Annotated in this window: 12 protein-coding genes; 5 read left to right on the top strand and 7 right to left on the bottom strand. The window is 69.5% G+C overall.

Translation table 11 applies throughout. The features are described from left to right. Positions 1-26: 26 nt before the first annotated feature. Positions 27-1262, top strand: coding sequence for a hypothetical protein (locus ASD56_RS00385; protein WP_157535696.1), 1236 nt, complete (start codon positions 27-29; stop codon positions 1260-1262). Between the two features lie 6 nt (positions 1263-1268). Here the strand turns inward: ASD56_RS00385 and ASD56_RS00380 are convergent, their stop codons facing one another. The 4 genes from ASD56_RS00380 to ASD56_RS00365 all read right to left on the bottom strand — a co-directional run bounded on the left by ASD56_RS00380 (position 1269) and on the right by ASD56_RS00365 (position 4420). Continuing rightward, positions 1269-1583 (bottom strand): NIPSNAP family protein, encoded by a 315-nt coding sequence (locus tag ASD56_RS00380; RefSeq protein ID WP_055963352.1) that lies wholly within the window; start codon positions 1581-1583, stop codon positions 1269-1271. Positions 1584-1673: 90 nt separating this feature from the next. Then, positions 1674-2234, bottom strand: coding sequence for a dihydrofolate reductase family protein (locus tag ASD56_RS00375; protein WP_055959916.1), 561 nt, complete (start codon positions 2232-2234; stop codon positions 1674-1676). Positions 2235-2273: 39 nt separating this feature from the next. Then, complete coding sequence (locus ASD56_RS00370; protein ID WP_055959913.1) at positions 2274-2930, bottom strand: YqaJ viral recombinase family protein; 657 nt, start codon at positions 2928-2930, stop codon at positions 2274-2276. A 53-nt stretch (positions 2931-2983) separates the two neighbouring features. Next, complete coding sequence (locus ASD56_RS00365; RefSeq protein WP_055959910.1) at positions 2984-4420, bottom strand: XRE family transcriptional regulator; 1437 nt, start codon at positions 4418-4420, stop codon at positions 2984-2986. Positions 4421-4553: 133 nt separating this feature from the next. Here ASD56_RS00365 and ASD56_RS00360 point away from each other — a divergent pair, with 133 nt between their 5' ends. Next, entirely contained in the window at positions 4554-6434 is a 1881-nt protein-coding gene (locus ASD56_RS00360; RefSeq protein ID WP_055959907.1) for a phosphoenolpyruvate carboxykinase (GTP), read from the top strand. 117 nt (positions 6435-6551) lie between these two features. Here ASD56_RS00360 and ASD56_RS00355 read toward each other — a convergent pair whose 3' ends face one another. Together ASD56_RS00355 and ASD56_RS00350 are read right to left on the bottom strand one after the other, a co-directional pair. Beyond that, the gene (locus ASD56_RS00355) at positions 6552-8498 is read right to left on the bottom strand and encodes an ABC transporter ATP-binding protein (RefSeq protein WP_055959904.1); all 1947 of its coding nucleotides are present in this window, start codon (positions 8496-8498) and stop codon (positions 6552-6554) included. 27 nt (positions 8499-8525) lie between these two features. Then, the gene (locus tag ASD56_RS00350; RefSeq protein WP_055959901.1) at positions 8526-8741 is read right to left on the bottom strand and encodes a hypothetical protein; all 216 of its coding nucleotides are present in this window, start codon (positions 8739-8741) and stop codon (positions 8526-8528) included. A gap of 215 nt (positions 8742-8956) precedes the next feature. Here ASD56_RS00350 and ASD56_RS00345 point away from each other — a divergent pair, with 215 nt between their 5' ends. From ASD56_RS00345 to ASD56_RS00335, 3 genes are read left to right on the top strand one after another with little or no spacing between them, the layout of a single operon-like run. Continuing rightward, positions 8957-9898 carry an ABC transporter ATP-binding protein gene (locus tag ASD56_RS00345; RefSeq protein WP_055959898.1) on the top strand — a complete coding sequence of 314 codons (942 nt, stop codon included), beginning with the start codon at positions 8957-8959 and terminating at the stop codon, positions 9896-9898. Between the two features lie 32 nt (positions 9899-9930). Continuing rightward, positions 9931-10806 (top strand): ABC transporter permease, encoded by an 876-nt coding sequence (locus ASD56_RS00340; protein WP_055963348.1) that lies wholly within the window; start codon positions 9931-9933, stop codon positions 10804-10806. An 11-nt stretch (positions 10807-10817) separates the two neighbouring features. Beyond that, positions 10818-11627, top strand: coding sequence for an ABC transporter permease (locus tag ASD56_RS00335; RefSeq protein WP_055963345.1), 810 nt, complete (start codon positions 10818-10820; stop codon positions 11625-11627). A gap of 67 nt (positions 11628-11694) precedes the next feature. Here ASD56_RS00335 and ASD56_RS00330 read toward each other — a convergent pair whose 3' ends face one another. Continuing rightward, entirely contained in the window at positions 11695-12045 is a 351-nt protein-coding gene (locus ASD56_RS00330) for a hypothetical protein (protein WP_055959895.1), read from the bottom strand. Positions 12046-12070: the final 25 nt, after the last annotated feature.

Here is a 12070-nt window from a genome sequence, read left to right as displayed (position 1 = left end):
GGGACGCCACGACCTAGAGTTCAGTCGTGGAGAACTCGCCTGCATCCCCGCCCGCTGAGTCCGTGATGGATGCCGTCGCGCCCGCGGACCCGCCGCCGGCTTCCGGTGAACCCGGTCCCGAAACCGAGCCGGCTCGCCCGTCTCGGACTCGCGCCGTGCTGGCGTGGAGCGTCGGCGCGGCCGCCGTGGTGGCGATCGGCGTCGGAGCAGGGTTCGTGCACGTGAGCGCCAACGAGTCCTACGATGCGGCCGCGAGCGCGCTGCGTGCCGCTGCCGCCGCCTCCGCCGAAACACAGGAGCTGCTGGACAGGACGGTCCTGACGCTCGAGAGCTCGCTGACGTCCGCGGACCAGCTCGTGACCGCCGCCGCGGACGACCTCGTGGACCCGGCCACGCGCACCGCGCTCGCGGACGCCGCCGCCGCGGCATCCGATTCCGTGGCGGAGTCCTCCGAGCTGCTCGAAGAGGAGCTCGATCAGGGCAGCGCCGACAAGCCCTTCTGGACCTGGCAGCTACGCACGCAGACGGCGCTCCTCGAGGAGCGGACGTCCGACGCCGCCGAGCAGACCGAGCAGCTGGCCGACTCGAAGGCGGATCTCGAGTCCGCTGATGAGCTGATGGACGAGACAGCGCTGGCGCTGTTCGCGTCGGCGACGCCGGCGGCCGCGGCGATGGAGGCCGCGCACGTCTCGGCGCGCACGGCAGCCGTCCTCGACTTCCGGGATGCCGCGGCCGCCGTGGCAGAGCAGGATCAGGTCGACGCCGACTCGGCGGTGGCGCTGTCGGTGTACGCGACCCGCGCGGCGAGCTTGAAGGAGTCGGCCCAGGCGGAGCTCGCCGAGAAAGCCGGCCGGCTCTACGCCACGCGTCTGGAGATCGAGGCCTTCGCGCGTTCGATCTCCGGCGGGGTGCTGCTCGACTTCGACTGGGCGCCGGTCGTCAACGGCATGGGCGGCTCTTCGGGCATCGGCGGCCTCGCCACCTGGAATTCGGGGCGCGGCGGATTCTCGACGATCACGCTGTCGGACTCCGTCGCCGAGTGGTGGCCGAACGCCGACTCCCGCGCACTGGTAGCGCACGAGGTCGGCCATGCGATCTCCGCCAAATGCCACGACAAGTTCGACTGGGAGAACCAGGCCGCGAACGAGGAGTGGGCCACGGCGTGGGCGATCAGCATGGGTCACACAGCGCTGGGCAACGGCGTCGAGGCCTACGGCTACCCTTCGCAGGCGATGATCGACATCGCCGCTACGTGCCGCTGATCATGTTCAGCTGAAGACCGGGGCCTGGAACCGGCGCTCGTACCGCCGGATGCACTGCGTCTCGCGGGCGAACCGGAAGGCCTCCTGGCACTCCGGATCGGTCCGGGACGCGGTGCGATAGGCCTCGTACTCGGCGAGGGACGGGAACGTGAAGAGCGCGAACGCCTCGTCGCTGTCGCCCTCGCTCGGCATGAAGTAGCCGTGATGCGTGCCGCCGAGCTTGGTGACGAGACGGATCCATTCACGGCCGTAGTGGGTGAACTCTTCGAGCTTGTCGGGGTCGATCTCGTAGCGGAGGTGCACGGTGATGGCTGAGGACATCTGCCGAGTCTGACGGGTCGCGATCGTCGCCATCGCCAGATCGAGACGCTCAGCGCATCGCTGGCCGGATCACGTGCAAGGTTGGCAGAGTCACCCGCCGCGCACGGGACGGTACCGCAGGTCGACTTCGACCCGCCCGCCGCCGTTGACGAGCGTGAGCGGGATCGGCGCGCCGCCGGGATTGTCGTAGAGGCGGATGCCGTCACCGAGGAGCACGGGCGCCAGATGGATGTCGATCTCGTCGATCAGTCCGCGCTCCAGCAGCTGACGGCCGATCGTCGGAGAGAGAACTTCCACGTTCTTCCCGTCCGCGGCCTCGAGCGCCATGCGCAGGGCCTCGGCGACGTCCACGTTCAGGAACGTGACGCCGTCGGCCTGGCCGGCGTCCTCCGGATGATGGGTGAGGACGAACATGGGGCCGTGCCAGAGTCCGCCGTAGACCGTTGCCGCGTCTGGGAACGCGTCCCAGCCGTCGCGCCCGCCGAGGATCGCGCCGGTCGTCGCGACGTACTCCTCGACGAGGCCGTCGCGGCCGGTGAAGCCGGTCATCCAGTCCATCGAATGGCCGGGTCCGGCGACGAAGCCGTCCAGCGACATCGAGAAGTGCCAGAGCACCTTACCCGCGGCGGTCTGCGGTTCGGGTTCCTTCATCCGCTCAGGCTAGAGGCCGCGTCGGCGCAGGTCGAGAGGTCAGTCGGCCAGCGCCAGCGCGCGGAACGGCTGACGAGGCGCCGGAGGCTCCGGCATCCGCTCGGTCGTCCTGCCCTTGGTCGTGCGGTGATACAGCTCGTCGATGAGAGCGGTCGCGAGACGGACGAGCTTGGCGATCTCGGCGTCGTCGCGGTCGACCCACGCGCAGCGCGGCTCGTCGCCGACCGGCACGAACGCGTCGTGCTGCTCCCAGGCCACCAGCGTCCGCTCCGCCCCGAGCACGTGCTGCTGCCACCACACCTGACGCATGTAGGAACGGGGGATGCTGCGCCACGACTTGTTCGTCGTCTTGATCTCCGCGAGAGTGACGCGGCCTGCGGCATCCACTCCGATCCCGTCCGGAGTCGCGAGGTGGCGCTTTTCGACCACCGCGTGGAACAGCGCCGACGACGGCTGGATCCCGTGGGTCGCGGCGACCCACGCGGCGATCTCGGGCTCGCGCGCCCGGCCGTGGGCCGTATAGGCGTTGCCCGAGAATCCCGAGCCCATGAGCTTCGCATCGGCGGCGCGCGAGATGGCCTTGTCGGAGGTCAGGGCCGCGACATCCGTCGCCGTGATCCCGCGCGAGCGCGCTCGCACCCACGCCACCCGATCGCGGGAGTCCGCGACGATGCGGGCGGCGAGTTCTGGGGTCACCCTTCGAGGTTACGCCGCTCCTTCGACATGCACCGCCACGACCCGCGCGCGCCTCACACGTGCCGCTCGAGGAACGCGTAGACCTCGTTGTCGTCGACGCCGGGGAACGCGCCGCGGGGGAGCGGGGAGAACATCTGCATGTGCACGCGGGCACTCGGCCAGGCCTTGCCCGACCAACGCTGCGACAGCTCGGCCGGCGCCCGCCGGCAGCACGACTCGTCGGGGCACGTGGAGGTCGCCCGCTTCTGGGTCTCGCGCCCCCGGAACCAGCGCGCGTCATCGAAGGGCACGCCGACGGTGATCGAGAACTCGCCCTCCGAGGTGGCGCCGGTCTGCGTGGAGCACCAGTACGTCCCGGCAGGGGTGTCGGTGTACTGGTAGTGCTCGGTCGTCCGGTTCTGCTCCGCGAAGGCGGCGCGCGCCGAGAACTTGCGGCACGCGATCTGACCGTCGACCGCGCCGGTGACGTCCATCGGCAGGGGCAGGTCGTCGTTCTCGTAGACGCGGGTGATGGCGCCGGACCCGTCGACGCGGAGGAAGTGCATCCGGATGCCGAGATGCTGCGTCGCGAGGTTCGTCAGGCGCATCCCCGCGGCCTCGTGCGTGACGCCGAAGGCGTCGCGGAAGTCCTCGACGGCGAGGTTGCGGTCCTTCTTCGCCTGCTGGAGGAACGCCACGGAGGCGGTCTCGGGCATGAGGCAGCAGGCCGCGTAGTAGTTGATCTCGAGCCGCTGCTTGAGGAAGTCGGCGTAGTCGGTCGGACGCTTGTGTCCGAGCAGCCGGTGCGCCATGGCCTGCAGCGCCATGGAGCGCAGGCCGTGCCCGCCGGGGATCGACGCCGGCGGGAGGTAGATGCGCCCGTGCTCGAGGTCGGTGACCGACCGGGTCGAGTGCGGCAGGTCGCCGGCATAGATCAGCTCGAAGCCGAGGCGCTCGGCCATGATGCTCACGGTGCGGTGGGTCAGCGCACCGGAGACGTGCCCGGCTGCCTTGAGCTGCTTCTCGGCGAGCTTCTCGATCTCGGGGAGGTAGTTGTCGAGCGCGCGCATCTCGAGGCGCAGCTCGGTGTTCGCCCGCCGTGCCTCTTCCGGCGTCGCGATGGCCTCCCGCTCGCGGCGCTGCAGCTCGTGGTGGAGGCCCAGGATGGACTCGATCGTCTCGTCGCTCATGCCCTTGGTGACCTTCACCGGAGCGATGCCGAGCTGACGGAACACCGACCCGGCCTGCGCGCGCTCCAGCTCGATCTCCAGAGCGGCGCGGCGATTGGGCGGCTCGGTCGAGAGCAGATCGGCGACTTCCACGCCGGTGACGTTCGCGATCGCCTGCAGCAGCGACAGTTTGGGCTCGCGCTTGCCGTTCTCGATGAGACTCAGCTGGCTGCCCGCCACGCCCACCTTCTCGCCGAGCTCGTCCAGGGTGAAGCCGTGCGAGATGCGCTGATGACGGATGCGATGGCCCAGGGTCGACAGTTCGAGCGGGGTGGGAGGCATTCCTTGATGATAACGAAAGAAACGCAACTCTTGACGACGGCTTTCTCAACAAAACACGACTTCGGGAGAGAAAGTGGAGGAAGACCGCAGATCTGAACGTCTCGGAACGTCGAATCGAGGAGGAGCGACCGCCATGGCAATTGCCGAAATCTTCACCCGCACCGAGGGCTCCACGCCCACACGGTCGACGGTGACGCGCACGTATGGCGATCTGCCCGCGATCCAGGGGGAGGGGATGCGCGATCTCGTGGCCTGGGTCGACCAGATCGCCGCGCTCACCCAGCCGGACCGAGTCCACTGGGTCGACGGCTCGCGCTCGGAGAACGACGCGCTGCTGCGCGAGATGGTCGACGAGGGCAAGCTCATCAAGCTCAACCCCGAGTGGCGCCCGGGCTCCTACCTGGCCCGCTCCCACCCGAGCGACGTCGCGCGCACCGAGGGTCGCACGTTCATCGCCTCCGAGCGTGAAGAGGACGCCGGTCCCACGAACAACTGGGCGGATCCCGCCGAGATCCGCGCCACCATCACGCCCCTGTTCGAGGGCTCCATGCGGGGCCGGACGATGTACGTCGTCCCGTTCTCGATGGGCGCCGTCGGCGGCCCGCTCTCGCACATCGGCGTGCAGGTGACCGACAGTGCGTACGCCGTCACCTCCATCGGGATCATGACGCGCGTGGGCACCGACGTCCTGCGCGAGATCGCCGGCGGAGCGTCGTGGGTGAAGACCGTGCACTCCGTCGGCGCGCCCCTCGAGCCGGGCGAGCAGGATGTCGCGTGGCCGTGCAACGACGAGAAGTACATCGTCCACTTCCCCGAGACGCTCGAGGTGTGGTCGTTCGGCTCGGGCTACGGCGGCAACGCGATCCTCGCGAAGAAGTGCTTCGCCCTGCGCATCGCCTCGGTGATCGGCCGCAACGAAGGCTGGCTGGCCGAGCACATGCTACTGATCCGCGTGATCGACCCGGCCGGCCGGGCCTACCACCTCGCCGCGGCGTTCCCGTCGGCGTGCGGAAAGACGAACCTCGCGATGCTGCGGCCGACCATCCCGGGCTGGCGCGTCGAGACGCTCGGCGACGACATCGCCTGGCTCCGCCCCGGCGAGGACGGGCGCCTGTGGGCCATCAACCCGGAGGCCGGCTTCTTCGGCGTCGCGCCCGGCACCGGCGAGAGCACCAACGTCACCGCCGTCGAGACGCTGTGGGGCAACACCATCTTCACCAACGTCGCACTGCGCCCCGACGGCGACGTGTGGTGGGAGGGTCTCACGGACGAGCCGCCGGCGGAGCTCACCGACTGGGAGGGCAACCCCTGGACCCCGGCATCCGGTCGCCCTGCCGCCCACCCCAACTCGCGCTTCACCGTCGCCGCCCGTCAGTGCCCGCAGATCGCCGACGACTGGGATGCCCCGCAGGGCGTTCCGCTGGACGGCATCCTCTTCGGCGGACGCCGGGCCACCAACGTGCCGCTGGTCGTCGAGGCCACCGACTGGACGCACGGCGTCTTCATGGGATCGAACGTCTCGTCCGAGCGCACGGCGGCTGCCGAGGGCACGGTCGGCGAGCTGCGCCGCGACCCGTTCGCGATGCTCCCATTCTGCGGCTACAACATGGCGGACTACTTCGGCCACTGGCTCAAGATCGGGCAGAAGCTGCGCTTCGACCGCGCCCCGCGGGTGTTCCAGGTGAACTGGTTCCGCAAGGGCTCGGACGGCCGCTTCCTGTGGCCCGGGTTCGGCGACAACGCCCGCGTGATCGACTGGATCATCCGGCGCCTGGACGGCGAGGTCGGCGCGGTCGACAGCCCCATCGGCCGGCTGCCGCGCACCGAGGACCTCGACACCGAGGGCCTCGACCTGCCGCAGGCCGACCTGGACGAGCTGTTCGCCGTCGACCCGCAGTCGTGGCTGCGCGAGGCCGACCTCACCGAGGAGTTCTACCGAACCTTCGACGGCCGAGTGCCGGCGGCGCTGTGGGCTGAGCTCGCGGCACTCCGGTACCGCCTGCAGCGAGCCTGATCTACGCGTGGCCGGATGCCCCGGCCCGCCCTGGGTGGCGGGTCGGGGCATCCTTCCGCCCGGGTTGAGCCTGGGTCGTCGAGCGAGGAGCGCAGCGACGAGACGGAACGCGTCCGCTCAGACGAGCAGCTGGTGCTTCGCGAGGTCGCGGTACAGCGGCGTCGAGGCGACCAGCTCGGAGTGGGTGCCCTGTCCGACCACCCGGCCGTGGTCCAGGACGACGATGTGGTCGCTGTCGACGACAGTCGACAGACGATGCGCGATCACGATGAGCGTGCGCCCCGCGGCGACGGCGTCGATGGCGTCACGCATGCGCTGCTCGTTGAGTCCGTCGAGCGAGGAGGTCGATTCGTCGAGCAGCAGGATCGGGGGAGCGGCCAGCAGCGCGCGGGCGATCGCGAGGCGCTGGCGCTCGCCGCCGGACAGCATCACCCCGGCCTCGCCGACCGGTGCGTCGAGTGCGAGCGGGTTGCGGTCCAGCACCTCGCCGAGGTTGACGGCACGCAGCACGCTCTCGCACTCGGCGTCGGTGGCCTCGGGCGATGCGAGCCGCAGGTTGTCGCCGATCGTCCCGGCCAGGGTCGGGGCATCCTGCTCGACGTAGCCGAGCTGCGCACGCAGTTCGGCGCGATCGAACGCCCGCACGTCGGTGCCACCGAGCAGGATGGCGCCGCCGGTCGGGTCGTAGAAGCGCTCGATAAGCGAGAGGGTCGTGCTCTTGCCGGCGCCGGACGGGCCGACGAGTGCGACGCGGGCGCCGCGGGGCACCGAGAACGACACGCCCCGCAGGACATCGCCGTCGCGCTCCGGCAGGTCGTCGCCGGATGTCTCGTCCCGCATGAGCCGCGCCGGCTCGACGTGCGCGTTCTCGAGCACCGCGATCGCCTCGGTCTCGGCCTTGCGCCTCGCCGCGACGACGGCCTCGGGGTACCGGAAGCGGACGTCGCGGAACTCGATGGCGGCCGCGTCGGCCGGGGACGCGGCATCCGGAATCCGTTCGACCGAGCGCGCGAGCGCCTCGTCGTCCTGCGACTCGGTCGGCAGGTCGAGCACCTCCTGGATGCGTCCCAGCGCGCCGAGGGCCTGGTTGACCGAGGTGATCGCGCCGAAGAACGAGCCGAGCGGGGCGATCAGCATGAAGAGGAACATGATGAACGTGATCAAGCTGCCGATGTCGATCGCACCCGAGGCCACGCGATAGCCGCCGAAGCCGATGACGACGAGTAGCGACACCTGCAGGGCGATGCCGGCGATCGGCACGACGAGGGCCGAGACCTTCGCGATGCGGACGCCGACGACGTACGCCTCGGTCGCGCGCCCGGTGACGAGCTCGACCTCGCGGTCGGTCGCACCGGCGGCGCGCACGGTGCGGATCGACCCGACGGCGCGCTCGACGCCGGAGGCCAGCTCGCCGACCTTCTCCTGCTGCTCGGTCGAGGCGGTGCGGATCCGGCCGCTGAGCGCGACGACGCCGGCGACCGAGATGCCGATGACGACCACGATGATCCCGAGAAGCAGCGGGTCGATGAACGCCATCGCGACGATGGCGCCGACGAACAGCAGCGCGTTGCCGAGCGCGTCGGCCAGGCCCTGCGTGAGCACGGCGTAGAGGAGCGTGGTGTCGCTGCCGACGCGCGAGACGAGGTCGCCCGTGCGGCGGGCGTCGAACTGGCTGATCGGAAGGTGGAAGATGCGGGCGATGAGCTTGCGCCGGCTGGAGTAGACCACCGCCGTGCCGGTGCGCTGCAGCAGGTAGTGCTGCCAGCCCGAGACCAGCGAGCTGATGACCACGAGGGCCACCAGGGCCCACAGCAGGATCCCGAGGTCGAGGTTGTTCTGCACCCGGTCGATGACCTGCCCGACCAGCAGGGGCTGGGCGAGCATCGTGACGGCGCTGACGATGCTCAGCGCGGTGACAACCACCAGCGTGCCCTTGTGCTCGAACAGGAACGGCAGCAGCTGGCCGAAGCTGGCGCGCGGACCGTCGTCCTTCGCGCGCCGGCGGCGCGGCGTCGGGGCGGTGTCGACCGCGGCGGGGGTTTCGTCGAGTTCGGCGGAGGGCATGGGTGTACCTCGTTCGTGCATCAGGGGTTACCTTCGACCGTACTTCCTGTGGACGGCCTGCTTCGTCACGCCGAGGGCTCCCGCGATCGCCTGCCACGAGAAGCCGAGGTTGCGAGCACGTCGCACCTGCACCTCTTCGGCGCGGGCGAGCTCTCGCCGGACCTCTGCCAGGCGCCGCAGCTCGACGATCGGCTCGCGCTCGGGAGCCGACCCGATCAGCGTGCTGAGGTCGTCGCCGCTCACAGTTCTCCTTCGTGGACGGATGCCGGGGCCCGGCGTTCCGGCGTCAACATTAGTTGACGCGCTCGGCGTGTGTCAACTTAGGTTGACGGGGCCTCCCGACGGGCGGACCCGACGCAGGAAAACCGTCCGCGGTGACCGCATAGCGCGCTCTCGCCCGGCGCGTCTCCTGAATCTGGAACGCCCGCGGTGTCGGACCGCGGCGTTAGGGTGGTCCGGTGCCTGCCCCCGTGATCGATGCGAAGAACCTCGTCAAGGCCTACAAGGTCAAAGGCAAGCCCGACTTCCTGGCCGTTGACGGGCTGTCGTTCGAGGTGGCGCCGGGGGAGTCCTTCGGCCTCCTCGGCCCCAACGGCGCGGGCAAGTCGACCACCATGAAGATGATCGGCGCCGTGTCGACGCGCACCGCGGGCGACCTGTCGATCCTCGGGCTCGATCCCGACCGCTACGGCCCCGAGATCCGCTCGCGCCTGGGCGTCGTCCCGCAGCAGGACAACCTCGACGGCGAGCTCAACGCCCGCGAGAACCTGTACATCTACGGTCGCTACTTCGGCCTGCCGGGCAAGGTGTGCGCGCAGAAGGCCGATGAGCTGCTCGCGTTCGCGGCGCTCGAAGACAAGGCCAAGAGCAAGGTCGACGCGCTCTCAGGAGGCATGAAGCGCCGGCTCACCATCGCCCGCGGACTCATCAACGACCCGCGCATCCTGCTCCTCGACGAGCCGACGACGGGACTCGACCCGCAGGCCCGCCACGTGCTGTGGGACCGCCTCTTCCGGCTCAAGGAGCGCGGCACGACGCTCGTGCTCACGACCCACTACATGGACGAGGCCGAGCAGCTGTGCGACCGCCTCATCGTCGTGGACAAGGGCCGGATCATGGCCGAGGGCACCCCGGCCTCGCTCATCCGCGAGCATTCCAGCCGCGAGGTGCTCGAGGTGCGCTTCGGCTCCGAGCGCAACGAGCAGGTCGCCCCGCAGCTGCAGGGCATCGGCGAGCGGGTCGAGGTGCTGCCCGACCGCGTGCTCGTCTACGCGAACGACGGCGAGGCGGCGCTCGAGCAGGTCATCGCGCGCGACCTGCACCCGGTGACGAGCCTGGTCCGCCGTTCCAGCCTCGAGGACGTGTTCCTGCGCCTCACGGGAAGGTCGCTGATCGAATGAGCGGTGTGGTCCCCTCCGCCGACGGAGAGCGGATGCCGCAGCCCGTCGCCGTCGCCGACGACGGCCTCGAAGAGCTCCGCGCCGAGGCGATGACCTGGGGTCGGAAGGCCCGTGGCTTCGGCTCGTTCTACGTCACCGAGCACATGGTGCGCGCGATGCGCGCCTATGGCTGGACGATCATCGTCGGAGCGCTCGGGCAGCCGGTGCTGTACCTGCTGGGACTCGCCGTGGGCCTTGCTGCACTGATCGACGCTCCGATGGAGGTCGCCGGCGAGCAGGTGCCGTACTTCGTGTTCGTGGCTCCCGCCCTGCTCATGACGTCCGCGATCGCCGTGGCATCGGAGGAGTTCACCTACCCGGTGATGTCGGGCTTCAAGTGGCGGCGCTACTTCTACGGCTTCAATGCATCACCGTTGTCGTCGGGCCAGATCGCGAACGGCGTGGTCGCGGGCGCCGGGGCGCGCATGGGCGTGACGGTCGTGCTGTACTTCCTCTTCATCGTTCTGTTCTTCGCGTGGCTCCAGCCCGACGCCACGCGCCCGGGCACGGCGTGGATGGCCATCTTCATCGCGCTGCTCGGCGGCCTGTCCTTCGGCATTCCCCTGATGGCATACGCCGCGTCGGTCGAGGACGACAAGGGACAGTTCGCTCTGGTGCAGCGGTTCATCTTCATGCCGATGTTCCTCTTCTCGGGCACGTTCTACCCGCTGATGAACCTGCCGATTTGGCTGCAGTGGATCGGGTGGATCTCGCCGCTGTGGCATGCGACCGAGCTCGGCCGCGTCGTCACCTACGGCCAGCCCACTCCGCCCATCATGATCGTCGTCCACGTCGTCTACCTGCTGGCGCTGGCGATCGGCGGCCTCATCATCGCCCGCCGTCTGTTCGAGCGGAGGCTCGCGAAGTGAGCGCCTCGACGATGACGGATGCCCCGACCCGCGTCGGCGGAGTGCGGGCGCTGTGGGCCGGCAACCCGCAGTCGGTCGTGCAGCGCGGCCTCATCGCCGCGCGCTCGTCGAGCTGGATCGTGGTGTTCTCGGGCTTCTTCGAGCCGGTGTTCTACCTGGCCTCGATGGGGATCGGGCTGGGCTCGATCATCGGGGACGTCCAGACCTCCAGCGGCGTCGAGGTCTCGTACGCCGCCTTCATCGCGCCCGCGCTGCTCGCCGTGTCGGCCATGAACGGCGCGATCTACGACTCGACGTGGAACGTGTTCTTCAAGCTCAACTACGGGAAGCTCTACGAGGGGATGCTCGCAACCTCACTGGGCCCGCTCGACGTCGCCCTCGGCGAGATCCTCTACGCCCTCCTACGAGGACTCCTCTACGCGACCGGCTTCATGATCATCATGCAGATCCTGGGCCTGAACCTCGCCTGGACGGCGATCCTCGCGATCCCGGCCGTGCTGCTGATCGCCTTCGGGTTCGCGAGCCTCGGCATGGCCGTCACCAGCTACATGAAGACCTTCCAGCACATGGACTGGATCAACTTCGTGCTGCTGCCGATGTTCCTGTTCTCGGCGACGCTTTACCCGATCTCGGTGTACCCCGAGTGGGTGCAGCAGATCGTCATGGCGTTCCCGCTGTGGCACGGCGTCGAGCTCGTGCGCGGTCTCACGACCGGCATCCTCACGCCGGCGATGTGGGGGCACGCCCTCTACTTCGTCGTGATGATCGCCATCGGTCTCGTCTTCACGACCAAGCGGCTGCGCGCGCTCTTCCTCGACTGAGGCCTGATGAAACGACGGATGCCGCGACCCGTCGGGTCGCGGCATCCGCTCTGTCCTGATTACGAGGTCACTGCCAGAGCACCGCGATGGCGGCGTTCGTCAGGGTGAGCACGCCGATCGACCAGAAGATCGCGGGCGGGACGGACCCGGTCTTGCGCTGGCGGCCGGCGCCGATGCCGAGCAGAGCTCCGATCACGATGAGGACGACCAGCTTGATGCCGATCTTCATGTAGTTCATGTCGCCGTCGGTGCCCCACGGCGCAGCCAGGATGAGGCCGGCGAGCCCGGCGAGCGCGAGTCCCCAGTTCATGAACCGGGTGATGCGGTGCTTGCCGAAGGCCTCGACGACCCACGCGCCGAAGAGGACGGCGAAGCCGACGAGGTGGAACAGCAGGACGAGGTGGCGCAGGTTCTCCATGGACGTCACGCTAGGCCGGTTCCCG

It is taken from the genome of Microbacterium sp. Root166 (assembly GCF_001427145.1).
Classification (GTDB): domain Bacteria; phylum Actinomycetota; class Actinomycetes; order Actinomycetales; family Microbacteriaceae; genus Microbacterium.
The sequence above is the reverse complement of the archived record's forward strand: the minus strand, read 5'-3'. Positions and strand labels throughout refer to the sequence as shown.

Excerpts from the sequence above, each read along its gene's own strand:
- ASD56_RS00375 (WP_055959916.1), bottom strand. The coding sequence starts at position 2,234 with ATGAAGGAACCCGAACCGCAGACCGCCGCGGGTAAGGTGCTCTGGCAC.
- ASD56_RS00380 (WP_055963352.1), bottom strand. The coding sequence starts at position 1,583 with ATGTCCTCAGCCATCACCGTGCACCTCCGCTACGAGATCGACCCCGAC.
- ASD56_RS00340 (WP_055963348.1), top strand. The coding sequence starts at position 9,931 with ATGCCGCAGCCCGTCGCCGTCGCCGACGACGGCCTCGAAGAGCTCCGC.
- ASD56_RS00360 (WP_055959907.1), top strand. The coding sequence starts at position 4,554 with ATGGCAATTGCCGAAATCTTCACCCGCACCGAGGGCTCCACGCCCACA.
- ASD56_RS00355 (WP_055959904.1), bottom strand. The coding sequence starts at position 8,498 with ATGCCCTCCGCCGAACTCGACGAAACCCCCGCCGCGGTCGACACCGCC.
- ASD56_RS00335 (WP_055963345.1), top strand. The coding sequence starts at position 10,818 with ATGACGGATGCCCCGACCCGCGTCGGCGGAGTGCGGGCGCTGTGGGCC.
- ASD56_RS00365 (WP_055959910.1), bottom strand. The coding sequence starts at position 4,420 with ATGCCTCCCACCCCGCTCGAACTGTCGACCCTGGGCCATCGCATCCGT.
- ASD56_RS00330 (WP_055959895.1), bottom strand. The coding sequence starts at position 12,045 with ATGGAGAACCTGCGCCACCTCGTCCTGCTGTTCCACCTCGTCGGCTTC.